The 26776-nt window shown below is 50.1% G+C and carries 20 protein-coding genes and 2 pseudogenes; 8 read left to right on the top strand and 14 right to left on the bottom strand.

Features of this window, described 5'->3' with window-relative positions; all coding sequences use genetic code 11:
* Positions 1-39 precede the first annotated feature (39 nt).
* Together G5S52_RS21845 and G5S52_RS21850 are read right to left on the bottom strand one after the other, a co-directional pair.
* Positions 40-1044: a M48 family metallopeptidase gene (locus tag G5S52_RS21845; protein WP_165018477.1), complete on the bottom strand. Its 1005-nt coding sequence runs from the start codon at positions 1042-1044 to the stop codon at positions 40-42.
* Positions 1044-2213, bottom strand: coding sequence for a YjgN family protein (locus G5S52_RS21850; RefSeq protein WP_165018479.1), 1170 nt, complete (start codon positions 2211-2213; stop codon positions 1044-1046). The genes G5S52_RS21845 and G5S52_RS21850 overlap by 1 nt, the downstream gene beginning before the upstream one ends.
* Positions 2214-2415: 202 nt before the next feature.
* Here G5S52_RS21850 and G5S52_RS21855 point away from each other — a divergent pair, with 202 nt between their 5' ends.
* A complete protein-coding gene (locus tag G5S52_RS21855; protein WP_165018481.1) occupies positions 2416-3324 on the top strand; it encodes a bifunctional helix-turn-helix transcriptional regulator/GNAT family N-acetyltransferase in 909 nt (302 codons plus the stop codon).
* 68 nt (positions 3325-3392) lie between these two features.
* Here G5S52_RS21855 and rraB read toward each other — a convergent pair whose 3' ends face one another.
* A complete protein-coding gene (rraB, locus tag G5S52_RS21860; RefSeq protein WP_002537618.1) occupies positions 3393-3791 on the bottom strand; it encodes a ribonuclease E inhibitor RraB in 399 nt (132 codons plus the stop codon).
* Positions 3792-4305: 514 nt separating this feature from the next.
* On the opposite strand from rraB, the pseudogene arcA reads away from it, so the two are divergent.
* From arcA to G5S52_RS21885, 5 genes and pseudogenes are all read left to right on the top strand, one after another.
* Positions 4306-5525, top strand: a pseudogene (gene arcA / locus G5S52_RS21865) (arginine deiminase).
* A gap of 484 nt (positions 5526-6009) precedes the next feature.
* Positions 6010-7014, top strand: a complete 1005-nt coding sequence (gene argF / locus G5S52_RS21870) for an ornithine carbamoyltransferase (protein ID WP_062666362.1) — start codon at positions 6010-6012, stop codon at positions 7012-7014.
* Positions 7015-7349: 335 nt separating this feature from the next.
* Positions 7350-8278 (top strand): annotated as a pseudogene (gene pyrB / locus G5S52_RS21875) (aspartate carbamoyltransferase).
* Between the two features lie 15 nt (positions 8279-8293).
* A complete protein-coding gene (gene pyrI, locus G5S52_RS21880; RefSeq protein ID WP_062666365.1) occupies positions 8294-8761 on the top strand; it encodes an aspartate carbamoyltransferase regulatory subunit in 468 nt (155 codons plus the stop codon).
* A gap of 168 nt (positions 8762-8929) precedes the next feature.
* The gene (locus G5S52_RS21885; protein ID WP_046304083.1) at positions 8930-9319 is read left to right on the top strand and encodes a RidA family protein; all 390 of its coding nucleotides are present in this window, start codon (positions 8930-8932) and stop codon (positions 9317-9319) included.
* 86 nt (positions 9320-9405) lie between these two features.
* Here the strand turns inward: G5S52_RS21885 and idi are convergent, their stop codons facing one another.
* From idi to nudF, 8 genes are all read right to left on the bottom strand, one after another.
* Positions 9406-9942, bottom strand: a complete 537-nt coding sequence (gene idi / locus G5S52_RS21890) for an isopentenyl-diphosphate Delta-isomerase (RefSeq protein ID WP_046304084.1) — start codon at positions 9940-9942, stop codon at positions 9406-9408.
* Positions 9943-10039: 97 nt separating this feature from the next.
* Positions 10040-10765 carry a 1-acylglycerol-3-phosphate O-acyltransferase gene (locus tag G5S52_RS21895; protein WP_002537628.1) on the bottom strand — a complete coding sequence of 242 codons (726 nt, stop codon included), beginning with the start codon at positions 10763-10765 and terminating at the stop codon, positions 10040-10042.
* Between the two features lie 182 nt (positions 10766-10947).
* On the bottom strand, positions 10948-13242 hold the full coding sequence (gene parC, locus G5S52_RS21900) for a DNA topoisomerase IV subunit A (protein WP_165018483.1): 2295 nt from the start codon (positions 13240-13242) through the stop codon (positions 10948-10950).
* Positions 13243-13270: 28 nt separating this feature from the next.
* Complete coding sequence (gene parE, locus G5S52_RS21905) at positions 13271-15163, bottom strand: DNA topoisomerase IV subunit B (RefSeq protein ID WP_165018485.1); 1893 nt, start codon at positions 15161-15163, stop codon at positions 13271-13273.
* A gap of 97 nt (positions 15164-15260) precedes the next feature.
* Positions 15261-15839: an esterase YqiA gene (gene yqiA, locus G5S52_RS21910; protein WP_165018487.1), complete on the bottom strand. Its 579-nt coding sequence runs from the start codon at positions 15837-15839 to the stop codon at positions 15261-15263.
* Positions 15840-15842: 3 nt separating this feature from the next.
* Positions 15843-16667, bottom strand: coding sequence for a 3',5'-cyclic-AMP phosphodiesterase (gene cpdA, locus G5S52_RS21915; RefSeq protein WP_165018489.1), 825 nt, complete (start codon positions 16665-16667; stop codon positions 15843-15845).
* Between the two features lie 45 nt (positions 16668-16712).
* Complete coding sequence (locus G5S52_RS21920) at positions 16713-17141, bottom strand: DUF1249 family protein (protein ID WP_046304088.1); 429 nt, start codon at positions 17139-17141, stop codon at positions 16713-16715.
* Between the two features lie 25 nt (positions 17142-17166).
* Positions 17167-17802, bottom strand: coding sequence for an ADP-ribose diphosphatase (nudF, locus tag G5S52_RS21925; RefSeq protein ID WP_368737489.1), 636 nt, complete (start codon positions 17800-17802; stop codon positions 17167-17169).
* A 270-nt stretch (positions 17803-18072) separates the two neighbouring features.
* Between nudF and tolC the strand changes: the two genes are divergently transcribed.
* Positions 18073-19395: an outer membrane channel protein TolC gene (gene tolC, locus G5S52_RS21930; protein WP_165018491.1), complete on the top strand. Its 1323-nt coding sequence runs from the start codon at positions 18073-18075 to the stop codon at positions 19393-19395.
* Positions 19396-19464: 69 nt separating this feature from the next.
* Here tolC and hldE read toward each other — a convergent pair whose 3' ends face one another.
* On the bottom strand, positions 19465-20901 hold the full coding sequence (gene hldE / locus G5S52_RS21935; protein ID WP_165018493.1) for a bifunctional D-glycero-beta-D-manno-heptose-7-phosphate kinase/D-glycero-beta-D-manno-heptose 1-phosphate adenylyltransferase HldE: 1437 nt from the start codon (positions 20899-20901) through the stop codon (positions 19465-19467).
* A gap of 196 nt (positions 20902-21097) precedes the next feature.
* On the opposite strand from hldE, the gene lpxL reads away from it, so the two are divergent.
* Complete coding sequence (gene lpxL / locus G5S52_RS21940) at positions 21098-22027, top strand: LpxL/LpxP family Kdo(2)-lipid IV(A) lauroyl/palmitoleoyl acyltransferase (protein WP_165018495.1); 930 nt, start codon at positions 21098-21100, stop codon at positions 22025-22027.
* 136 nt (positions 22028-22163) lie between these two features.
* Here the strand turns inward: lpxL and glnE are convergent, their stop codons facing one another.
* Together glnE and G5S52_RS21950 are read right to left on the bottom strand one after the other, a co-directional pair.
* Positions 22164-25016 (bottom strand): bifunctional [glutamate--ammonia ligase]-adenylyl-L-tyrosine phosphorylase/[glutamate--ammonia-ligase] adenylyltransferase, encoded by a 2853-nt coding sequence (gene glnE / locus G5S52_RS21945; protein WP_165018497.1) that lies wholly within the window; start codon positions 25014-25016, stop codon positions 22164-22166.
* 92 nt (positions 25017-25108) lie between these two features.
* Positions 25109-26707, bottom strand: a complete 1599-nt coding sequence (locus G5S52_RS21950) for a methyl-accepting chemotaxis protein (RefSeq protein ID WP_165018499.1) — start codon at positions 26705-26707, stop codon at positions 25109-25111.
* Positions 26708-26776: the final 69 nt, after the last annotated feature.

Below are 26776 nucleotides of genomic sequence, written 5' to 3' on the forward strand. Positions count from 1 at the left end.
GTCTGGAAATAAGAAAGGGCAGCGTAAACTGCCCTTTTATCATTTTGTCTGGAAGCTGTTTGCAGCCTCTATACGGCTTTCTGTGTCTGGATGGGAACTTAGCCATTGCGACATTCCCCCGGTCTGATGTGCCTCGCCAAGCAAGGCAAACATTTCCGCCTGTGCACTGGCATCACCATAAATAGCACTGAGGTATTTAGCCGCGAACTGATCGGACTCTTCCTCATCTGCCCTTGAATACCCTGCCGTCGCTGCAAGTACACCCAAACCTGTCATCAAGTCAATAACCCCAGTGCTTTCACCGGTAATCACGGCTACAGAGACTGAAATCAAGGTCGAGCGCACTAGCCCTATCATCACGTGCTGGTGATAAACATGTCCAAGTTCATGCAGTATCACACTCTCCAGTTGCGCATCATTTTTGGCTAGGTTTACCAGCGGATCGAGCAGCACGACAGTGCCATCGCTTAAGGCAAAGGCATTGGGTCCCTGTTTCCAGTTGCGGAAAACCAACTTAGGTTTGACAGGCATCGGCGGTAACATCTCTACCAGCTCATCAAAACGCTCATTCAGCGCTTGCTGGCGTTCAGTATCCAGATCTGAAGCAGTAAACATTCTTTCATCGAGCTGAGACATCACATGCTCACCCACCGCCATCGGAATTTCATCCGGTAAAAGCTGGGTTATTCCTTTACTGATCCCAGGCAAGCCAATATAGAAAAAGGCCACCATAAACAGCAGCGCAGCCGCAAGGGAAGAAATAATTGCCGTTTTACTGCTCTCAAGGCGTGTCAGCCATCCCCGCTTTTTCGCCCGAAAACAATAGGGCAAATCAGCCTCATCATTCGCAATAAAGAGCTCACCCTCTGGAAAACGAAGCTGCAAGGGAAGATTACCAATGCGCTCAGAGCGGGAGACTTCATCCAAACGGCATTCAATGGTTTTGCCGTCGAATCTCAGTATCGCTTTGGTCTCGCCCATGACAAAGAGCTCAGCCTCATGCTTGCCTGACTCACCTGCCGCAAACGCAGTACCTTTTGCCATCAGCTAATCCCAATATCCAAGTCGAAGACTTGTGACATTTCATCACCCACAGCGGACTTAGCGCCATTTTCATCTTCATAAACACTCAGCGCATCAAGGTCGCCATGAACTGCAGTTACTGACAATACATAGCGAGCGGTACGAACCATCACCCAAGGGCGCGCCAAACCCAACGTGAAAACCTGCATGAAGAAGTTCGTGGTAACGAGCAGCGTGTAATCCGCGGTATTCATTCTTGAAGACAGACGATAATCCTCACTATCACCAACCATCATTTGGCTGAACACGTGATTTCGGGTGCGGGTGTGAATAAACGCAGTCACAACCAACATGGAAGCAAACAACATAAAATACATAAGCACCATAATACTCATTGCGCCTAACGCTGTTGCGATATGTTCAATATTAAATGTCGAAAGTTCAGCGCTACCTATATCTGGGAGACTGAAAAATTGCCCGCTAACAACAACAAATAATGCGCCTATTGCCAATACACCGATAGAAGCCAATATCCAGATAAACACGGCCCAGATGTAAGTGCGGACAAAAAAGCCTGTCGACAACGTGGCGTCAAATTTTAGCTTTCCGTAACCATAGCCATTGGCGAAATAGCTCGCGATGCCTTTCATCATCCATGCAAACATCACCAACACAGAAGTAAGTCCACCAACAACAAAAAGGAAAGTGATAAAACCACTGGTGGGCGCGGTAGCAAAAGTCACAAACACGATGATGGTAAGGATCAACAAAACACCCCGGCCTAGAATAGCTGCATAAGCGCCCATCAAGGTGCCTGTAAAGTTCAGCCTGACATTGCGGTAACTCGTCATACGGGCATTAAAGCGGGCATTGTTTCTCGCCAGCCATGGCATCACAGCTAAACCCAAAATAAACAAAATGCTAGAAAACAGCGGAGAAAAATGACCGGACAAAAACCAGATGACAAATGCCGTAACCGCAATCGCCCGCCCGATCAGAATTTGTTTAGGTGTGGCATGATAATCAAAGCGATCACCCGCAAGTTCAGTGTTTCCGTAGAAGTATTTTTTTGTCCGTACTTTTGCCCAAGCTGAATAGATACCGAGCGTCAGAAGGCTCAGTATTATATTCACAATCCAGATACCAAAAAATTCACGTCCGTTGCCGTGAAAAGTCATTTTGTTTTCCATGGTCAATCCTTTGCCAACTGTTTTATTATGGTTTTTGCCATCATAATCATTAAGCTCGACAGGCTCATCGCCAAATTAAGCAAGTGTGAATCAAGAGGCTTGATTTTGTGCAAAACGGAGCAATGACCTCCGAGCTGCTTACTTACCCAAAGACAGTAAGCCACAAAGGAAAGTGACACATTCGGTGTAAAATGGAGACACAATGACTACAGGTCCGGTTGAAATCAGATCGCTCGTCCGCCAGCTTCTTCGCCATCGCGGATTGTTGGACAACATCTATGGCACAGCAGGCCTAACGACCGTGCAATGCCACGTCATGATTGAGCTTGAGCAGGAACCTCTGACTGCTGAGCAGCTTTCTGAACGTCTCAATATTGATGTCGCCAATGCTAACCGCACACTGGCTATTCTCATCAACAACGACAATGTTGCTTCTTCTATCGACCGTGAAAGTAATCTGCCACGCTATTCTCTGTCTGATGTTGGCAAAGAACGTCTGGATGAGCATCACTTTGGGATCAATCAGCAAATCGCCTTGTATCTGGAACAGCTAGATACCGACGAAATTGAATCCCTTTCCACATCACTGCATCGCTATAACCGCGCAATGGAGCAAAGCGAACGCCAGAAAGGTTTTACTCTTCGTCTGTTGGAGCCTGCCGACAACGCAGCCATTGCTACTGTTATTCGCAAAGTATCCGAAGAGTATGGCCTGACGGCAGATAAAGGCTACAGCGTGGCAGACCCGACACTGGATGTACTGAGTGAAAGCTACAAAGCGGATAATGCGGCTTATTGGGTAGTCGAGCAGAACGGAAAAATTTTGGGTGGCGGCGGCATTGCGCCTTTGCCGGGTGAAGAGGGTGTTTGCGAATTACAGAAAATGTATTTCCGTCCTGAACTTCGCGGCCGGGGCTTTGCGAGAAGGCTCGCGGCAATGGCCATGAAGTTCGCACGTAATCAGGGTTATCACAGCTGCTATCTAGAAACGACGGCCTGCCTGAAAGAAGCTATTCGCCTTTACGAGTCACTCGGCTTTAAGCGTGTCGATGCTCCACTTGGTAACACCGGACATACAGACTGCGAAGTCGCGATGCTGAAAAAACTATAGGTCACCAATTAACAGAAACAAAAAAGCCGGAGTCTTTAACGCTCCGGCTTTCTATTCGACAAAGACGATTAATCGTCTTCTTCCAGTTCACCCTCTTCCTCGGCGTCTTCTTCGTCCGATTCAAAGTAAGTGCCCCAGCCGTCGTAATCGATGCTGAATTTCTCAGCCAGCTTCACCAGTTTCTCGACCTGTTCGTCAATGCGGTCTGCATCCAGCGCCGATTCCATCACTGCATCAAAGCAGATCACTGTGGAACCGTCTTCCAGTTCAAGCTCTTCCGCTTCCAGCACTTCAAAGCCCATTTTGAACGCTTCTACTGCCGCGCCTTCAAGCTCTGCGAAGCTGTCTGCAGACAGGTGGTGCTCAATGGTATACAGCGCATCAGGATCGCTACCATCTTCCAGCAGGGCTTCAATGATTTCACGGGTTTCCGCTTTTTGTTCTTCAATAATGTCAGCGTAAGACATCAGATCACTCCAGGCACTTAATTAACGGCAGAACTATGGCATGGATTGGCATGGTTTACCACGTCAATTTCCCACACTCCCTACATGTTAATTAAAAGTAAAATTGACCTTATCGAACAAGGTTGTCATTATTTGAGAACAGGGCAACAACAACACAAGATGCTGGATAAATTTAAAAAAACCCAATCTTGCGCCAACAAAACCCTGAATTATGGAATAGTGTGCATTTATATCGCATAGATAAGCACCGATAGATGCATGACGGGCTTTCACACTCGGCGAAGATCGAGCAAACCAAGGTTAGCCTTCACGCAAAAAGGTAAATGGATTTACGACAAATTTTCAGGCGTCTCTACTATCCGACGCCACGAATACAGAATTCTGTCGCTTTATCTCCATTTTCCCCACCGTTCCTGCTACGCACTGACATGACAGAGAGGCGAGCGCTCTCTTCAACCTAACTCACGCGAAGTAAAACGGTGGAGGTTAATAAAAATTCAAGAGAGAAACGATCATGAGTCAGCTATATGTGGGATCTGAAGTCGGTCAATTGAAGCGTGTGATGCTTCATCGACCAGAACGAGCGCTAAACCACCTTACGCCGTCTAACTACAAAGACCTGTTGTTTGATGATGTACTTGCGGTGGAACGTGCAGGCGAGGAGCACGATCAATTCGCGCAAACCCTGCGTGACCAGGGCGTAGAAGTGCTGTTATTGCACGATCTGCTGGCCCAAACATTAGAAGTGTCGGAAGCCAAGACTTGGCTGCTCAACACCCAAGTGGGCGAATACCGTCTTGGTTACCAGTTCGCCCATGATGTGCGAAGCTATTTAAAGAGCCTGAGTAACGAAGAGCTCGCACACATCCTTCTCGGCGGTTTGAGCTATATCGACTTTCCAAACCATTCAGCGTCGATGATGCAGGCAATGCACGAACGCATGGATTTCATCATCGACCCACTGCCGAACCACTTGTTTACCCGCGATACCTCTTGCTGGGTTTACGGTGGCGTGTCCTTAAACCCAATGGCGATGCCTGCCCGTCAGCGTGAAACCAACCACCTGCGCGCTATTTACCGCTGGCACCCACTGTTTGCGGGTCAGGACTTCATCACATACCTTGGTGATGAGCAGCGCGACTACGACAATGCCATGGTCGAAGGCGGAGATGTGCTGGTTATCGGCAACGGTGCAGTTCTGGTGGGCATGTCTGAGCGCACAACACCACAAGGTGTGGAGGCGCTGGCACGCAGCTTGTTTGCTCATGGTCAGGCAAAAGAAGTGATCGCCATTAACCTACCAAAGCACCGCTCCTGCATGCACTTGGATACCGTGATGACTCACATGGACATCGACACTTTCTCTGTGTATCCACAAGTGATGCGTAAAGACCTGCAAAGCTGGCGTCTTATCAACAAAGGCAATGGCGATGTGGAAGTGAAAGAAGCTGACTACTTCCTGCACGCCATCGAAAAAGCGTTGGAGTTGCCTCAGCTCAACATCATTACCACCGGCGGTGACAGCTTTGAAGCAGAACGTGAACAGTGGAACGACGCTAACAACGTGCTGACCGTGCGCCCAGGCGTGGTGATTGGTTATGAAGGCAACGTGTACACCAATGAAAATACGACAAAGCGGGCATCACCGTTCTTCCTATCCCGGGCGACCAGCTTGGCCGTGGTCGCGGCGGTGCACGCTGCATGAGCTGCCCTATCGAACGCGAAGGGCTTTAAAAAGCAACCGAACTCTCCCACTCTCCTTAATCGAACGAGCCACCTCATCGCGAGGTGGCTTTTTTCGTTTCTCCGGGAAAATGTCGACCAAACACAAATAAATATTTATTCAAAGGGGTTGAATTAATACTCACAAATAAGTCAGAATCGTGATTAATATCAAGGTGACAAAAATTTATACCCAAACAACCTGAAGACGCAGGATTCAGCGAGCTTGACTGGCGTCGTGATCGCGGCGTTCCTTTGTAGGTGTAGTCACCTCCATCAAAAAGGAACAACAAAGAGCACGGCGTCAGTCAACTCGCCCGAAGGGAGGGCCTCAATGCGCCCACTTCTTCGTTAAATTCCACGGAAATAGAACCACTATTCCTCGTGAAATTTGCCTCGAATTGAACGCATTGATGACCTCTGAATACGCGCATCTTCAGATTGTTTGGGTATAGGTCACATCGCAGTAAACGGATTTTTAGAAAGGGACCTCAACATGGCATTTAATCTGCGTAACCGGAACTTTCTCAAGCTGCTGGATTTCACGCCAAAGGAAATCGCGCACCTGCTGGATCTGTCAGCAGAGTTGAAGAAAGCCAAGTACGGTGGCTACGAGCAGCCTCGTCTGAAAGGCAAGAACATTGCCCTGATCTTCGAGAAAGCTTCTACCCGCACGCGATGTGCCTTCGAAGTTGCCGCCTTTGACCAAGGCGCACAGGTTTCCTATATCGGCCCATCTGGCTCGCAGATCGGTCACAAAGAGTCGATGAAAGACACTGCGCGTGTTCTTGGCCGTATGTATGACGGCATCCAATATCGCGGTTTCGGCCAGTCTATTGTTGAAGAGCTGGGCCAATTTGCAGGTGTTCCGGTTTGGAATGGTCTGACTGATGAATTCCATCCAACGCAGATCCTGGCAGATTTCCTCACTATGCTTGAGCACGGTCAGGGCAAAAAGCTTTCCGAAATGAAGTTTGCTTACCTTGGCGATGCACGCAACAACATGGGTAATTCCCTGATGGTGGGTGCAGCGAAGATGGGCATGGACATCCGTCTGGTTGCCCCAAGTCAGTTCTGGCCGGAAGAAGCGCTGGTTGAAGAGTGTCAGGCGATTGCCGCCAAGACCGGTGCGCAGATTACCCTGACAGAAAGCGTGGAAGAAGGCGTTCAGGGCTGCGATTTTCTTTACACCGACGTATGGGTATCCATGGGTGAATCAAAAGAAGCCTGGGACGAGCGTGTTGCTATGATGAAGCCTTATCAGGTCAATATGGACATGATCAAAGCCACAGGTAATCCAGACGTCAAATTCATGCACTGCCTGCCGGCGTTCCACAATGATGAAACCACCATTGGTGCAGAGGTAGCAGAGAAATACGGCATGAAAGGGCTCGAAGTCACCGAGGACGTCTTCGAATCTGAATACTCCATCGTGTTTGATGAGGCAGAAAACCGTATGCACACCATTAAAGCTGTGATGGTAGCTACGCTGGGCAGTTAACCCTGTCACATCGCTCCATGAAGCCGCGCATCTGCGCGGCTTTTTATTTTATAGGGCGACACGATGTCATTCGCTCTGCCTTGCACAGGACAAAAATGGGCGTATAATCCTTCGCAATTTGTCAAAAAACGAATCGGAATGCCAACATTAGCGACACAACTGACTGCTAAAACCTGCCGAATCTCGGCACTGGCACCGTTTTTTGTTTTTACTGGATTCTCAAGAAAAGCCTCCTGATCGGGAGGCTTTTTTTTGACCAAAATGTACCATCCACCATGTTGCACTGGCTGTTTTTACCCAGCCAACGCATGGAATCTGTTAAGGGAAGAGAAGACATGGCGACCTCGCTGCACAATAAACACATCATCTCCATCCCGGAGTTGTCCCGCGAAGAACTGGAACTTATCGTCGACACTGCCGGCAAACTGAAAGCGGAACCGAACCCTACCGTGTTGAAGAACAAGGTAGTCGCGAGTTGCTTCTTCGAGGCATCTACACGCACCCGTCTGTCTTTCGAAACCGCGGTTCAGCGTCTTGGTGGCACAGTCATTGGCTTCCCGGATGGCGGAAACACGTCTTCCGGTAAAAAGGCGAAACCTTGTCTGACTCGGTACAGGTCATCTCTTCTTATGTTGATGCGTTCGTGATGCGTCACCCGAAAGAAGGCGCTGCCCGTCTGGCTTCTGAATTTTCGAAAGGCGTACCAGTGATTAATGGAGGCGACGGTGCCAACCAGCACCCAACACAAACCCTACTGGACCTTTTCAGCATTTACGAAACTCAAGGCCGTCTGGACAACCTGAAAGTGGCCATGGTCGGTGACCTGAAATACGGCCGCACCGTGCATTCTCTGACTCAGGCACTGTCAAAGTTCGATAACAACCAGTTCTATTTCATTGCACCGGAAGCACTGGCGATGCCGGACTACATTCTGGAAGAGTTGGACGAGCAAGGTATCCCTTACAGCCTGCACACCAGCATCGAAGACGTCGTGCCGGAACTCGACATTCTGTACATGACCCGTGTCCAGAAAGAGCGTTTTGACGAGTCCGAGTACCAGCACATCAAAGCGGCGTTTATTCTCGACACCCCACAGCTTGACAATGCCCGCGATAACCTCAAGGTGCTTCACCCGCTGCCACGCGTAGATGAAATCACGGTCGCAGTCGATAAAACCCCTTACGCCTACTACTTCGAGCAGGCGGAAAATGGGGTGTATGCACGTCAGGCGTTACTGGCACTGGTTATCAACGGAAGCGTTTAAGGCAGGAGAATCAATATGGTTAAAGAACACAAATTACAGGTTGAAGCCATCAAGAACGGCACAGTTATCGACCATATCCCTGCAAATGTCGGCTTTAAGGTCATGAAACTGTTTAAGCTGCACAAAACCAACGAACGCGTGACCGTGGGTTTGAATCTGCCTTCCTCGGCATTGGGTGCGAAAGATCTGATCAAGATTGAAAATATCTTCGTGTCTGAAGAGCAGGCGCAACAGCTGGCACTCTACGCGCCTAAAGCAACCGTTAACCAAATCGAGAACTACCAAGTCGTCGCGAAAATCCCTTTGACGCTGCCTAAGAGCATCTTGGGCGTGTTCCGTTGCCCTAACTCCAACTGCATCACTCACGACGAAAAAGCCGTTGAGAGCAGCTTCAACGTGATTGAGAAAACTGACGATATCCACCTTAAGTGCAAATACTGTGAGAAGGTGTTCTCACGCGAAATCATGACAGAAAGCCACTGATCGTTTTCTCTGCACTCAAAAAGCCAGCCTTTGCGCTGGCTTTTCTTGTCTATGAGCGGAACATTACATGGCGCCGGGTATAAAATGTGATGGAATTGGGTTTACGTCAGGCGAGTCGCCATGCAGACTAACCACCCTACCGAAATACATTGAATGAAGGATTGGTAAATGACTAAAGTGCTTCACACTGAACACGCTCCAGCAGCAATTGGCCCATACATTCAGGGCGTCGATCTGGGTAACATGGTACTGACTTCAGGCCAAATCCCAGTGAACCCAGTCACGGGTGAAGTATCAGCAGACATCGCGGTTCAAGCACGCCAGTCTCTGGAAAACGTGAAAGCGGTTGTTGAATCTTCAGGCCTGACTGTTAGCGACATCGTTAAACTGACCGTATTCGTAAAAGATCTAAACGACTTCGGTACTGTTAACGAGGTATACGGCAAATTCTTCGACGAGCACGGTGTAGAACACTACCCAGCACGCTCTTGTGTTGAAGTCGCTCGCCTGCCAAAAGATGTTGGCATCGAAATCGAAGCGATCGCAGTACGCAAATAATCTCTCTCAAGGTCTGATGATTTTGATATCGGACGAGAATGAAAAAAGCGACCACAAGGTCGCTTTTTTATTGTCTGGGCAAATTGTTAAGCTGCCAACTGCACTTCAATCTTGTCGACAACCTGACGGAACCAGGCCGTAAACTGCTCGGGCTTTTCCCCCATTGCAGCACTCATTTCCTGCTGAGGCCACCAGCGCCAGTCCATCACTTCATCTGGATTGGGAACCAAGGTGACATCGTCTACCTGACAGACAATGATTTGGTCCAACTCATGCTCAGTCAGATTGTTATCAAGCTCAGCGCGATAACAAAAAGATTCGCCCATCTCGAAGCTGAGCGGCGCAACAATGCCAAGCTCTTCGTTCAAACGACGCTTCGCTGCGGCCTCAAAAGACTCCCCTTGCATAGGGTGCGAGCAGCAGGTGTTAGTCCACAACCCACCGCTGTGATACTTCCCCATTGCTCTTTGCTGGAGCAGGTATTCACGGCCATGCGGGGTTTCCCGGTAAATCATCACCGAAAATGCCAGATGTAAAAGCCCTTGCTCGTGCGCAGCCAGTTTTTCGGCAAGCCCTGTTGGCTCGCCATTTTCTGTTACCAGAACAACCTGATCTCTCAGCATACCTGTCTTACTTCTCTTACAAATCAGAGGCTTCTTAAAACACAAAAAAGGATACGCATCTGCGTATCCTTTGGTTTTACACTTACTGAGTAGTCTATTACTTCTTGTTGAGCTCGGCTACTTCTGCGTCCAGTTCTGCCAGTTTGGCCGCCATGATATCATGACACTTCTTCGCCAATTCACGCACATTGTCTTTGTCATAGCCTTCGATAGAAATCGGATCCATCACTTCTACAATGATGTGTCCGTTATCGCCACGTGAAGCACTCAGGTGCTTGGTTGAGCTACATACGATAGGAACGATAGGCACACCTGCACCGATGGCAGCATGGAACGCACCGGTTTTGAATGGCAACAGACCACGGCCGCGTGAACGCGTACCTTCAGGGAACAGCCAAACAGAGACGTCATTGTCTTTGATTTGGTCAACCACCTGACCAATAGTGCCGACGGCTTTACTACGGTTGTTGCGGTCAATCAGGATGTTACCGGTCAGCCAGTACAAGGTGCCGAAAATAGGAATGTAAGCGAGGCTTTTCTTACCCACGGTCACCGCACGTGGACGAACAGCGTTTGATACGGTCACCAAATCCCAGTTGCTCTGGTGGTTGGCGATGTAAACACAGGTGCCAACGTCTTTTGAGGCTTCAGACTGGCGCAGGTCAAGCTTGATACCAAACAGGGAAGAAAGCTTGCCGAACATGCGGCCGAAAGTATAAACGTGCTTTGGATTTCTCGGGCTGAACAGGCAGTAACCACAACCGAATACAAGCATGAAAATCGCAAACAACGCGACAGCCAGCAGTCGCAGTATAAAGTACATTCAAATTCTCCTAACACCATTTAGCCGCAAAGAATCAGGCTGTTGGCCTGGGGCGGTCTGGTAAAAATTACAGCGTACACTTGTTCGCTTAAATTGGCTGCGACTAGTATACGCATGCATTGATAAAAATCATCAACCTTCGGTTAACAAGACGAAAAAAAGCCCTCCGTAGAGGGCTTTTCTTATTCAGCTTCCGGAATATCTGGCGCAGAGGTTTCTGCCGGCGATGTGTCTGGTGTCACCACCTCGATAGCCGTTACTCGCTGCAAACCTCGCGGCAGCATAGAGCCACGTCGACCGCGCTCGCCACGGAAGTTATCCATGTCCGCAGGTTTCAATGACAGCTTGCGCTTACCGGCATGCAGAGTCACGGTTGAGCCTTGCGGGATAACAAATAATTGCGCCAACAACTCTTCACGTGCTTTCGCGCGCGCAGAAGGAATGTTGATGATCTTGTTACCTTTACCTTTGCCCAGTTGAGGCAACTCTTTCACCGGGAACACCAGCATACGGCCTTCGTTCGTGATGGCGACAATATCGTCATTGTCGATATCAAACACACGTTGTGGTGCCATCACTTCTGCAGCCTGAGGCAAGCTCAGCAAGGCTTTGCCGCTACGGTTTTTCGACAGAAGGTCGTCTTGCTTACACACAAAACCATAACCCGCATCAGACGCCATCAGCACAAGATGATCATTCTCGCCCATCATCACATGGCGCACTGTCGTGCCTGCTGTGATGTTCAAGCGGCCAGTAATCGGCTCACCCTGACTACGCGCAGAAGGCAAACTGTGCGACTCCAACGCATAGCTTCGGCCATCAGTACCGATAAACACAGCTGGCTGATTACTCTTACCACGTGCGGACGCCAGGTAATTATCACCTGACTTATAGCTCAGCGTGGTCGCATCAACATCATGGCCTTTGGCATGACGGATCCACCCTTTCTCAGACAGAACCACAGTAATTGGCTCGCTCGGGATCAAATCGCGCTCAGTCATTGCTTTCGCTTCAGCGCGTTCAATCAATGGCGAGCGGCGATCGTCGCCATACTTCTCGGCATCAGCCAGAATTTCTTTCTTCAACAGAGTGTTCATACGACGCTCAGAACCCAGCAGCTTTTCAAGTTGCTCGCGCTCTTTGTTCAGCTCGTCCTGCTCGCCACGGATCTTGATCTCTTCCAGTTTGGCTAACTGGCGGAGTTTGATTTCAAGGATCGCTTCGGCTTGCTTCTCGCTGAGGTCAAAACGACTCATCAGCTCTTTTTTCGGCTCGTCTTCGGTGCGGATGATCTCAATCACTTCATCAATGTTGAGATACGCAGCCAACAAACCTTCCAAGATGTGCAAACGAGCCAGTACTTTGTCCAGACGGTTTTGCAGACGGCGACGCACGGTTTCACGGCGGTATTCCAGCCACTCAGTCAGGATTTTAACCAGACCCTTCACCTGAGGACGGCCATCAAGGCCAATCATGTTCAGGTTAACGCGATAGCTCTTTTCCAGATCCGTTGAAACAAACAGGTGGTTCATCAACTGATCGCAATCCACACGGTTTGAGCGTGGAACAATCACAATACGGGTTGGGTTTTCATGATCCGACTCGTCACGCAGATCGTCGACCATCGGCAATTTCTTCGCGCGCATCTGGTTAGCGATTTGCTCCAGAAGCTTCGCACCGGAAACCTGATGCGGCAGCGCGGTGATCACGATATCGCCGTTGTCTTTGTGCCAGCAAGCACGCATCTTGATGGAACCACGACCATCGCGGTAAAGCTTCTTGAGCTCTACCTGCGGTGTAATGATTTCTGCTTCGGTCGGATAATCCGGGCCTTTGACATGCTCAAGCAGGTCATCCAGCTCCAGTTTTGGCGTATCAATCAATGCCACCAGCGCATTCGCGACCTCACGGGCGTTGTGCGGCGGAATGTCAGTCGCCATACCAACCGCAATACCGGTCACGCCGTTCAGCAGAATATGCGGCAGACGCGCTGGCAGCGCTTTCGGCTCCTTCATAGTGCCGTCGAAGTTTGGCTGCCAGTCGACAGTGCCTTGTCCCAATTCAGACAGCAGCACTTCCGAGAAACGTGACAGGCGCGATTCGGTGTAACGCATCGCCGCGAAGGATTTCGGATCGTCCGGCGCCCCCCAGTTACCCTGACCATCAACCAGCGGGTAGCGGTAAGAGAACGGCTGAGCCATCAATACCATAGCTTCGTAACAGGCAGAGTCACCGTGCGGGTGATACTTACCCAGCACGTCACCGACAGTACGGGCAGATTTCTTGTATTTGGCAGTGGCCGACAGGCCAAGCTCAGACATCGCATAAATAATGCGGCGCTGTACCGGCTTCAGGCCGTCACCGATAAAAGGCAGTGCACGGTCCATGATGACGTACATCGAATAGTTGAGGTATGCATCCTCGGTAAACTTCCTCAGAGGAAGCTGTTCGACACCGTCATAAGTGATATCAGTCATTGAAAACGTCCGATCTTAAAATTCTTGCTTAAACTTCGGTCAGCTCAGCCATGTCGCCTTTGTCTTGCAACCAATGGCGGCGGTCTTCTGCGCGTTTCTTACCCAGCAGCATATCCATCATGCGATCCGTTTCTTCCTGATCGTCAATGGTCAACTGAACCAGACGGCGGGTATTCGGATCCATGGTGGTTTCGCGAAGCTGCAGTGGGTTCATCTCACCCAGACCTTTAAATCGCTGTACGTCAATTTTTGCGCGCTTTTTGCTCAAACGCTCAAGGATGCCCGCTTTCTCTTCGTCATCCAGCGCGTAATACACTTCTTTGCCGCAGTCGATACGGTAGAGCGGCGGCATTGCCACATACACGTGACCGGCTTTCACCAGCGCCTGGAAGTGCTTCACGAACAGCGCACAAAGCAGTGTGGCGATATGAAGACCATCCGAGTCCGCATCGGCGAGGATACAAACCTTGCCGTAACGCAGGCCGCTCAGATCTTCACTGTCCGGGTCGATACCCAGTGCTACAGAAATATCGTGGACTTCCTGAGAGGCCAAAACCTGATCGGCTGAAACTTCCCACGTGTTCAGAATCTTACCGCGAAGCGGCATGATGGCCTGGAATTCACGGTCACGGGCTTGTTTGGCAGAGCCACCCGCCGAGTCACCCTCGACGAGGAAGAGTTCAGTGCGCGCCAGATCCTGCATTGAGCAGTCTGTCAGCTTGCCTGGCAGTGCTGGGCCTGACGCCACTTTCTTACGCACGACCTTCTTCGCAGCGCGCATACGGCGGTGCGCGTTGGCAATACACACTTCCGCCAATTGTTCCGCCAGTTGCGGACGCTCGTTCAGCCACAGGCTGAAGGCATCTTTGACAACGCCTGATACGAATGCGGCACATTGACGTGATGACAGACGCTCTTTGGTCTGGCCGGCAAACTGCGGGTCCTGCATTTTAACAGACAGCACGTAGGCACAACGATCCCAGATATCATCGGCTGTCAGCTTAACGCCGCGTGGCAACAGATTGCGGAATTCACAGAACTCACGCATCGCATCCAGAAGGCCCTGTCGAAGACCGTTCACGTGGGTACCGCCTTGAGCTGTTGGGATCAAGTTAACGTAACTTTCAGCAATCAGCTCTCCACCTTCCGGTAACCAGATAACCGCCCAGTCGGCCGCTTCATGCGGCGCGTTGAATTCACCCACAAATGGTTCTGCCGGCAGCAGCTCGTAACCTTTTACGCCTTCTGCCAGATAATCTTTCAGACCGCTTTCATAGCACCACTTGATGGTTTCATCTGTGTTCTTGTCGGTGAAGACAATTTCAAGCCCAGGGCAAAGTACAGCCTTGGCTTTCAGAATGCTTTTCAGACGGGAAACAGAGAACTTCGGTGAGTCGAAGTAGCTGGCATCAGGCCAAAAGTGGACACGTGTGCCTTTCGCACGGCGGCCACAGGTGCCTGTCACCGTCAGTTCCTGCACTTTATCGCCATGTTCGAAGGCGATTTCATACACTTGACCGTCACGTTTTACCGAGACTTCGACACGGTTAGACAGGGCGTTTACAACCGAAATACCCACACCATGCAAACCACCACTGAATTGGTAGTTTTTGTTGGAGAATTTACCACCGGCGTGAAGTTTACAAAGGATCAGTTCAACCCCTGAAACCCCTTCTTCCGGGTGGATGTCCACCGGCATGCCGCGGCCGTCATCAATTACTTCAAGGGACTGATCCGCATGAAGGATGACTTCCACTTTACGTGCATGTCCCGCCAATGCCTCATCGACACTGTTGTCGATAACTTCTTGACCGAGGTGGTTTGGACGGGTCGTGTCTGTATACATGCCAGGGCGGCGACGCACTGGCTCAAGACCATTGAGAACTTCAATGGATCCCGCGTTATAAACTTGGTCTGTCATAGATGAATGGTTTTCTAAATTTTGTCACATGGTCAGTGATGCCGCGCTAGCTTGTCAAATATTGTCACAGCTAACGAGGTTATTCTGTGAGTTGTGGTCACAGTCCCAGGAATTGAATGATATCAGCGGGGTATCTGTCGAATCCGACAAAGGCGTGATCGCCACCTGCTTCAACGGTCTGCTTACACCCCTGGTATTTAACGACAGCTTCTCGGTAATCAAGCACTTCATCGCCCTCTTGCTGCAGCAACCAGAGTGTCTCCGGATGGGAAATCGAGGCCACATCCAAGGCTTTCAACTCATCCATATGATGAGGCTCAAGCAGGTACGTTTCTCCGGTATAAGGGTTTTGCTGTGGTCCGAGGTAATCAGCCAGTAAGTCATAAGGCTTCACGGCTGGATTCACCAGCGCAGCACGAAAACCATACTGGGCATTAAGCCAGGTCGATAAATAACCACCGAGAGAACTACCAACCAAACCTATCTGATAGTCACCTTTGAAGGTTTCAATAATATGTTGGAGTTGGTGTGCGGCTTCGGCAGGGTAACAGGCGAGACGGGGAACTTCCAGCTTTATATCTGGACGGTGCAATTCGCACCAAGCCCGCATCTGCTCAGCCTTCGCAGAGAGTGGCGAGCTATTAAAACCATGAATATAGAGGAGCAAGGGCTTCATATTTTAGTAGCCTGTGGAATTCATATCAGGCTGAAATTCCGTGCCCTTGAGTCGTCCTACGTGAGTGATAATGGTGCCGTCTTGATGCAATTCAATTTCGCGCCAGCCAGGGTTAGTAGAATCCAGCGCAAAGTCATCAGAATCCGGTTTGAATTGGATGCAGGTTGAAGGTGCAGCCATGACGCGACGACCTTTATGTTCGGTATCCAGCGCTTGGTGAATATGACCACACACTACACCTTTCACGTTGTTGTGCTTTTCAACCACCGCCCAGAAATCTTCCTGATTATGGAGTTGGTGTTGGTCCAGCCATGCGCTACCAGCAGGGAGCGGATGGTGGTGCAGCAGCACCAGGGTGTGACGGTCTTTGTTCGTTGATAGCGCAGTATCAAGCAAGGAAAGTTGCTCTTCAGAAAGGCGGCCATGCGGGACGCCCTTCACTTGGCTGTCCAACACCACGAGCTGCCAATGCTCTCCAACTAACACGCTATCACAACGTTGCAGCGTGGATTGCGCCAGAATGGATTGCATTTCCTGTTGGTAATCATGATTGCCAGGTAGCCAGAAGCAAGGCTGCGGCCAGTGAGCAATCCCATCAACAAAACGTTGATAAGATTCTGCCGTGTGATCCTGGGAAATATCGCCGGTTGCGATAATGGCATCAAACTCAACCTGACTGGATTGGATTTCACCGACTACTGCCTGAAAACTCGCAGCCGTATTCACCCCAAGCAGACAGCCATAGGGGTCTGCAAAGAGATGGGTATCTGTAATTTGTAACAACCGGACGGTCTGGCTGTGTTGGCTTGGTAGATGGCTTATCCGCAACGTCTTGAAAACCCTGATCGTAAATACGCGCTCAAGCGCGTCAAACTAATAAATTATATTCTGTTTTGTTATACCGTTTTGCAGGCAATGCGCTAACCAGTCAGCAAGAAACGCATTAACCTGATGCTTTTCATCTTTCTGGTGCATACGCGGGTTCGGATAATCATAGCGCGGCTGAATACGAGAAATCTGCTGTGTGGTACACACTTCGGCCACACGTGCATCATGATACATACGAACTGTGAGTCTGGGTCGCAAATATTGAGGGACTTCACCCCGCTGCCAAATATCAAGCAAAGTGGTATAGCGCGTTGACTCCACGATATCCATCTGGAACTCATGTCCCTGAATTTCGTACACGCAGGATTCCCCCACGTTGTCGTCACGCGGCATTAGTCTTAGCAATTTAGCGTAGTTGGTCTCGTACATGCGCATCAGCGCATTCAAGTCGACTCGATACCCTTGCCTCAACATACCCTTATTCCCAATCGCAGCGTGTTCACCCAATGCTGGATGACTCCGCACGAACCCTGTCACGATTCAGTGCCAGCCACTGCAGAGCAATAAGAGACGCGGCATTTTCGACCTTGCCTTCGTTAATCCATTGCATTGCTGTGTTAAACGGCACCACATGTACCAATATGTCTTCGCCTTCTTCTGGCAAGCCATGAACACCTTTGGCTCCTGACGCATCGACCAATCCAAGGTATAAATGAATGCGTTCAGAACATCCCCCGGAACTCGACAGATAGCTGGTCATCGGCTCAAGCTTTTCAACAGTCAGCCCAGCCTCTTCGTCCGCTTCACGCAATGCCACTTCTTCTGGTGATTCATCTTTGTCGATAATCCCAGCGACAATTTCAAGCTGCCAGGGAGATTCACTTGCCACCATCGCACCAATGCGAATTTGCTCCACCATGACGACCTGATCAGTCACCGGATCGTAAGGAAGCATCGCGACAGCATGACCACGCTCGAAAAGCTCACGATCGATGGTCTCGCTCCAGCCACCAGCAAACAGGCGATGACGAAATCGATATTTCACCATCTTGAAGTAACCATTATAGACAACGTCACTTGCTTCAATTTTTACGTCGTCTTTCCCAAACTGGGACGGTGCATTTTGCTGTGGCACGGAATATCCCTTTATTCCTGCAAACGGGTGGCAAATGATAAATGGTCGAAATATGGGGCTGCAATGTCACACCTCGACTTTTTTGGTATGGATTGCAGAATTATTTGAATATCTTTATGGTTCAGATGGTTTTACAATCAATTTTTCTCAAGAAACCATCACATTGTCAGTTCCAAGTAAGCATCCATAGTTTAAACTAGGGGCTAGCCGTAAGGTCCGGATACCTTCTGAAAACTGACCAAATAACGATACGTTCAGGGATTACCTACTATGAAAAAATTGCTCCCCCTCTTTATCGGGGTTGCGCTGGGCACCGCCGCTCCCCTGGCAAGCGCTGATGATCTGATTCAGGTTTACGAGCAGGCGAAGCAAAGCGACCCACAACTTCTACAAGCTGCTGCAACCAAAGACGCTGCTTTCGCGGCCGTTGACACTAACCGTGGCACCTTGCTGCCGCAGATTAATCTGAATGCTGGGTACAACCTATCGCGTTACAGTACCAACTCTCAGACCGGCCCTTTTGATACCAATATACTGAGTGCCGGTGTCGATTTAAGCCAAGAACTATTCGAGCAAAACAGCTGGATTACTCTTGATATCGCTGAAATCACTGCCCGCCAAGCGGATGCGGTTTATGCGGCAGAGCAACAAGGTCTTATCCTTCGTGTTTCTCAGGCATACTTCAACGTACTGCGTGCCATTGATGACCTGATTTTTGTCCGCGCAGAGAAAGCCGCGGTTGGTCGCCAGTTAGAGCAAACCAAGCAGCGCTTTGAAGTCGGTCTGTCAGCAATCACTGACGTGCATGATGCCCAAGCACAGTTTGACTCTGTTCTGGCGCAGGAAATCCTGTCAGAAAACCAGGTTTCCAACAGCTATGAAGAGCTGCGCGAAATCACTGGCACCCGTCACGCTGACCTATATGTCCTGAACACCAGAACCTTCTCAGCAACCCGCCCACAGCAAACAGCTGATGAATTGGTGAAGCAAGCAGAAGAAGGCAACCTGAGCCTGCTGGCTCAACGCATTTCCCGCGATGCGGCGAAAGAGCGCATCAGTCTGGCAGAATCTGGTCACTTGCCATCCCTGACTCTCAATGCAGGTTATGATTACGCTGACACAGATAACAAAACCACTGGCAATAGTAGCGACAACAACCAGCTAACGGCTGGCATTAACTTTAATATGCCTCTCTACACTGGTGGCACAATCACTGCGGGCGTAAAAGAAGCGCAATTCAACTACGTGGCGGCTTCTGAACAGCTGGAAGGCACATACCGCTCTACCGTGAAGGATGTACGTGCTTTCTACAACAACATCAATGCCAGCATTGGCGCACTACGTGCTTACGAACAAACTGTGATTTCACAGCGTTCTGCACTGGAAGCGACAGAAGCAGGTTTTGAAGTGGGTACACGTACTATTGTTGATGTGCTGGATGCGACCCGTCGTCTGTACGATGCAAACCGCAACCTGTCCAATGCGCGTTATGACTATGTCCTGAGCGTGCTGCAGCTTCGTCAAGCTGTGGGTACATTGAGCGAGCAGGATCTGGTTGATATCAACAACGGTCTTCTGCCACCGAAGAAGTAATTTTCGGTATGCATAAAAAGGCGCCTAAGGCGCCTTTTTTGTCTCTATCTCGGTCTATCACAAAAGCCATTAGGCCTTGTTGTGACCACCTAGGATAGAGTTGATGATCTCCGTGGTTGAGCAACCGTCTTCAAAATTCAGCACGCGAACTTCACCGCCTGCGGCAATCACTTCTTCACCGCCAGCGATATCTTCCGGCTTATAATCGCCGCCTTTCACCAAGAGATTAGGCAGCACTTCACTGATAAGGCGTTTCGGCGTTTCTTCACCGAATGGTACAACCCAATCCACAGCGCCCAAACCTGCCAATACTGCCATGCGGCGATCGGTAGGATTCACAGGACGCCCCGGACCTTTTAGTCCACGCACAGATTCGTCAGTATTCACGGCAACAATCAGACGATCGCCCAGTTTTGCTGCTTCATTTAGGTAAGCAACATGTCCTGCGTGCAGAATGTCGAAACAACCGTTGGTCATCACTACTTTCTCACCGCGTGATTGCGCCATCTGAACAGCGGCTTTAAGTTGCTCTTCAGTCACGACGCCATAGCCAGAATGATGACTGCCGTGAACCGCTTCAGTCAGTTCAATAGTCGACAGGGTTGATGTACCCAGTTTACCAACCACAACGCCTGCAGCAGCATTCGCCAGTGCACACGCATCTTCAATAGGTTTACCCGCGGCCAAAGACGCCGCCAGCACAGAAATCACGGTATCGCCTGCACCCGTCACGTCATACACTTCTTTCGCCAACGTAGGCAGATTCAGTGGTTCATGGCCTTTACGAAGCAAGGTCATACCGTTTTCGCTGCGGGTAACCAGCAGGGCTTCGAATTCGAATTTTTCGATAAGCGCCAAACCACGCTCAACAATATCTTCTTCCGTGCGACAAGTACCAACAACGGCTTCAAATTCGCTCATGTTTGGTGTCAGCAACGTTGCACCACGGTACCGTTCAAAGTCAGCGCCTTTCGGGTCAACCAGTGTTGCAACGCCTGCCTGGCGTGCCAGCTGGATCATTGGCTGAACATTCTCCAATGCGCCTTTCGCGTAATCAGACAGGATCATTGCCTTCGCTTTAGGCAATGCTGCTTCAATGCGAGCAAGGATTGGCTGAATATCGACATCATGGAAGCCTTCTTCGAAGTCCAGACGAATAAGTTGCTGGTTGCGGCTCATCACACGCAGTTTGGTGATGGTTGGGTAGTTCTCCAAGCCAACAAAATCACATTCCACTTTCAGTGAGCTCAGCGTGTCATTCAGCACTTGTGCCTGCTCATCCTGGCCGACCAAACCAATCAGTTGTGCTTTGCCGCCAAGCGCAGCAATGTTCATCGCCACGTTCGCCGCACCACCAGGACGCTCTTCAGTCTGGTTGATTTTCACGACCGGCACCGGAGCTTCCGGAGAGATACGTCCCGTTGGGCCATACCAGTAACGGTCAAGCATCACATCACCAACAACCAGAACGTCGGCTTGCTGATAGTCAGGCAAAGTCAGTTTCATTGTTTTCTCCAGGGAAAAAGGAACGTCGGCGATATTATCACAAACCTCAGATTGCGACAGAAGGATGCCAATATCTATCAACTTAATGTCTAATGCTTTGCTATTGGCAAAGCAGCCAAAAAATGTAATACAGCACGATTTAAGGTTACAATGCCAACTCTTTCTACTTCCGATTTTGACAGGACAATTCCCACCAATGAGCCGTCATTTTGAAGCGCCAACATTCAAATGGTCCTTTCTGCACCCCAAGTACTGGCATACTTGGATTGGTGTCGGGTTGATGTTTTTGATCAGCTGGCTGCCCTATCGTGTTCAACGCTTCCTTGGACGCAAAATTGGTCTACTGATCATGAAGTTCTTCAAAAGTCGCAAGAAGATTGCCGAGCGAAATCTAGAGCTTTGCTTTCCCGAGATGACAGGGGGAGAACGTGAAACCCTGCTCAAAGAAAACTTTGAACACATGGGGCTCGCTCTTTTTGAAACTTGTATGGCGTGGTTTTGGCCAGATTGGCGTATCAAGAAACACATAAAGTATGTGGGTTTTGAGCAGATTAAAGAATTTAAAACTAACAAAAAAGGTGTACTTGTTGTTGCGGTGCACTCTTTTAATTTAGAGCTGGGAGCAAGAGCATTTGGTGCCCATACCCCGGGTTACGGCGTTTATCGTCCAAACACCAATCCTGTTTATGACTGGTTTCAGTGCCGAGGAAGAACTGTTAATAATCAATTAATCGACAGAAAAGACGTCAAGCAAATGATAAAACGCCTAAAAGATGGCGCTTTGGTCTGGTATGCCCCCGATCATGATTATGGCAAACGCCGTTCAGCATGGGCGCCGTTTTTTGCAGTAGAAAAAGCCTGCACTGTAACGGGCACTCACCTTTTGGCGGCAGCCAGCGGTTGCGAAATCACTACTTTCACGATCACACGCGACCGTAACGGTACGGGTTATACCTTAACCCTAGATAAACCAATGGATGCGTTTCCTTATGACAATGTGAACGCCTCCGCCGCCTACGTAAACAAGTTTGTGGAACGATCAATCATGCGTGCGCCTGAACAGTACATGTGGCTACACCGTAGATTTAAGAACCGCCCAGAAGGCGAGTCGTCGCTTTACGACTAACGGTCCTGGGTCCTGGGTCCTGGGTCCTGGGTCCTGGGTCCTGGGTCCTGGGTCCTGCAAGGCTTTAGATTCGCTGCTACGACGCAAAGCTTTTGCTCTCCCCAGAACCTAGGCCCTTCTCTTCCTAGGGCCTGTTTTACAAAGGCTCCATCCACTCTTCCCAAGCTGCTTTCACCGCTTCGCGCTCTGCCATGAATGCACTGTCGTCCACTTCCACGGACGCATCGAGCAGGTTCAGGCGATGAATTTCATCACGCATTGCGACATAGGCGTCGCGTAACGTCAGTGCTTGCGGCGTACTGAGAATACCCGCTTGCGCCATGTCTTCGAGGATGCGGACGTTATCACTCCAGCGGGTCAACGCTGGTTCATCTTTAGCGTTTGCCAAGACGAAGAACTGAGTCATGAACTCAATGTCTGTAATCCCGCCCGGATCTTGTTTGATGTGGAATTTGCCCTTCTCTTTGCTACCAAGGTGGTCACGCATTTTATGGCGCATCTCGACCACTTCCTTGCGCAGGGCATCAACGTCGCGCTCTTTCGTCAGTACGCGCTTACGCACATCTGCAAATCCCTTTGTCAGCAGTGCATCACCATAAACCAAGCGGGTACGTACCAGCGCCTGATGCTCCCAGGTCCAGGCTTCTTCGTTCTGATATTCTTCGAACGATTCGAGCGTTGTCACCAACATGCCTGAAGCACCAGAAGGGCGAAGGCGGGTATCGATTTCATACAAAACGCCTGATGCTGTGCGGGTAGAAAACAGATGGACGATACGCTGAGCCAGTCGCAAATAGAACTGGCGGCTGTCTATCTCTTTCGGGCCGTCAGTGTAGGTGTTATCCGGGCAATCGTGAACAAACACCACATCTAAGTCTGAGTTGTAACCGAGCTCAATGCCCCCAACTTTGCCGTAACCAATTACCGCAAAGCCGCGGCCATCACGGCCGGATAGATGAGATGGTTGCCCGTACTTTTCAGTCATCTGATACCAGGCTTGATTCACCACCGCTTCCACGATGGCTTCAGAAAGATAGGTCAAGTGATCGCTCACCTTCATCACTGGCAACACATCAGCAATATCAGCCGCAGCGATACGGAGCAACTGGGTTTGCTTGAATTGGCGGATATTCTCCATCTGCTGCTCCATATCCTCTTCCGGAATACGGGCAAGAAAGTCAAACAGCTCGTTGCGGTATTGATCGAGTGGCGTTGGGTTGTAGAGGTGTTGCAGATCCAGAAGCTCATCCAGAAGGATCGGGTAATTCGCCAGTTGCTCTGCCACCATTGGGCTTGCGCTGCAAAGGCGCACTAATTGGGTGATTGCTCCATGGTGCTCATCGAGAAGTTCCAGGTACGTTGTACGCGTGGCGATTCGAACCAACAGTTTGAGCACCCGCTCAAGCACCGCCATCGCATCTTCACGGCACACAATGTGGCTGAGCATCAGAGGCATCAGGCGGTTTACCACTTCACGGCCGCGAGGGCCCAAGGTGCGTTTTGCTAACTCCTCTTTGAATCGTAGCAATGCTTTGGCCTGATCTTCAGCGCTTTGCGCCTGCATATCGGTCAGGATCTTCTCAACCAAATCCGGATCGCGTACAGCATCCCAGATCTCACTGAATTCAGCAGCGATCTTCTCTTCTTTGTTTTCCTCTTCGTCGCCAATCAGATTATCGAAGATGTCATGTACACCCTGCATGTGGAAAGCAATCTTCTCACGAAGCGCGTCCCACTCCGTTTCACCCATGGCCACGGCAAGACGCAACCTGTCACGATCGTTATCAGGCAAGGTTTGGGTTTGTTTATTACCAATGGCTTGCAGCAAATTCTCTACTCTACGCAGATAGCGGTACGATGCTTCGAGCGTGTCAGCTTCCTTCTCCGGCAGCAGCTCCAGTTCACGAATCGCATTCAAGGTGATGAAAAGACCGCGTTTACGCAAAATCGGATCGCGACCGCCTCGGATAAGCTGGAAAGACTGGACGATAAACTCGATTTCACGAATACCCCCCGCACCAAGCTTGATGTTGTCTGTCAGGCCACGGCGACGCACTTCACTACGGATCATCGCCTTCATCCGACGCAAAGACTGGATCGCACTGAAATCGATATATCGGCGGAACACAAAAGGACGCAGCATCTGGCGCAGAGTCTGGTAACAGGCAAACTGCTCTTTCCCCATCACCCGTGCTTTGATCATCGCGTAACGTTCCCAGTCACGCCCTTGCTCTTGATAGTAATCTTCAAGCGCTGCGAAACTCATGACCAATGGGCCACTGTCGCCGAATGGGCGAAGGCGCATGTCGACGCGATAACAGAAACCGTCATAGGTTTGCTGATCCAACGCTTTGATCAAGCGCTGACCGAGACGGGTGAAGAACTGGGCATTGGCAATGCTGCGGCGCGCACCTTGGGTTTCGCCGTTCTCGGGGTATGTGAAGATAAGGTCGATATCAGAAGAGAAATTCAGCTCACCGCCACCCAGCTTGCCCATGCCGAGGATCAACATTGGCTGTGGATTTCCGTCCGCATCACAGGGCGTTCCCCACTCATTGCAGCAGAAACGGTAAAGCCAGCCGTAAGCTTCCATGATCATGGCTTCTGCCAGTTTGGAGAGATGCGCAAGGCCATCATCAAGGGAAATGGTGTCGTTAAAGTCATGCCACGCCAGCCAAACCATCTCACGTCGACGGAAACGGCGAAGCTCGCGCAACAGACTATTTTCATCCTGCTGGCTATCGAGCTGCTCTTTCAGCAGTTTACGGTATTGCGCGATACGAAGACCGGAGCCGAGATTGTCCTTCAACCAAGGCAGCAGGTTTTCGTCATGAAGCACCGATTCATTGATGAAGTCGCTCAGTGCCAATGTGCGGGAAAGGGTCTCCCTGTCAGCACCTTGCCATTGTTCAAGGTTATCAGGCTGCTTTTCAGCCAAAGTGTCGATAGCGCGGGTTGCACAAGCATCCAGTTCCGTGGGAAGCGACATCGGTGTTCTTTCCTTTGATCTTTCTAGTTAATCTTAAAATATCATAAAAAAAGCCCACACAATCGGTGGGCTTCCTCATTCCTAAGCGGAAATCAAACCGCAAACTCTTTGATTTTCAGATCCAGCTGTTCTGCATTGCCTTGCATGCTTTCCGAGGTTTCAGCCAATTCAGTCACCACAGTGACCGATGCTTCCACCAGCTCACGGACATTGGTCAGATTCTGGTTCATCTCATCAGCCACTGAGGCTTGCTGCTCTGCAGCGGTGGCGATATGGAAGTTCATGTCGTTGATTTGGGAGATTTGCTCCACAATCAGGTTTAGCTCTTCACCCGCTTTGCTGACTGACTCTACGCTTTCCACCGCTTCCACCACGCTTTGTTCCATCAAGCCAACCGCCTGCTGAGCAGAAGACTGAAGCTGGGTGATCATATCCTGAATTTCTAAAGTGGCTTTCTGCGTATTTTGCGCCAGGTTACGAACTTCATCGGCTACCACGGCAAAGCCTCGGCCCATTTCACCAGCACGCGCTGCCTCAATGGCCGCATTCAGTGCCAGCAGATTGGTTTGCTCTGAAATCCCCTGAATGGTCACGACCACAGAACTGATTTTCTCAACGCGCTCTTCCACCTGATTGACCACGCTCGCTGACTCGCGGATATCATCAGACAGCTTGTTGATAGTCGAAATCGTGTTGCTCACGTACTGCTGACCGTTTGCCACCTGCTCGCGGGACGCTTCTGTCGCCTGAGAAGCTGCACGCGCATGACCCGCCACATCTTGTACCGTGGATGTCATTTCACTCATCGCTGATGCCAACTGGTCGATTTCACCGAATTGCTCTTTGGCAGATTCGCGGGTCTCGTCCATGCTGATGCTCATCACCTCAGCCATGTCAGACAACTCTTCCGAAGAGTGACGCTGCGTTTTAATCACACTCGACAGTTGAATACGGCTTTTTTCCAGTTCACGCGCCAGCTCACCGAACTCATCTTTGCAGTCCATCACCACTGGCACACTCAGATTCTTCTGAGCCATATTACGCATACCGTCAATCAAGCAATTAATTTGGCGAAGCATCAGGTTAGAGCCGCCCAGCAGGATGACCATAAAGGCAACAATCATAAGCGCGGTTTGCCATGCCACCTGAATCAGATAAGCGTTGTAGTATTGTTCTGCCGCGGAATCTGGTTGCGAAGAAATGGACAGCCAGTCTGTATTTCCTACAGGCACCGCAATGCCATGACGCCCTTCGTTGGCAAGATGGTAGGTAAATTCACCCTGTGTATTTCGAATCACTTCCGTCAGCATCCGGCCATTTTCAAGTGGCAGGTTCAATCCATCAAAATTAAGGATGCTTGGGTGCGCCAGAACTTCACCGGTTTTACGGTTGGTGAAGTAGATGTATTGGTTCATTTCGCTGGTCGCGTTTTCTCGGCTCACCACACGCTGAAGCAGCGCTGTGCCGTTCTCTTCTTTCAAAAGCTCTTTTGCCATTTCAGCACTTCGCAATGCCAGACTATGGCTTTGCGCTTCAGTGACCTCACTGACAGAGTCTCGGAACGTATTGGCGTCCCACAGCTGTTTTGCCACCAATAGCAAGGTACTGAAAACCATTAAAAGAATGAGTTTGGGAACCAGTTTGATGTTGGCAACGGCCTTTTCCCAAGGCCTGAATATCATCTGTGACATTCTCGATGACTCCTTGATAGTTGCATCGCCTAAACTGCGATACAGTAGAGAGAAAGCAAGCGGAATAGG

The sequence above is a fragment of the Grimontia sedimenti genome (assembly GCF_011045095.1).
Classification (GTDB): domain Bacteria; phylum Pseudomonadota; class Gammaproteobacteria; order Enterobacterales; family Vibrionaceae; genus Enterovibrio; species Enterovibrio sedimenti.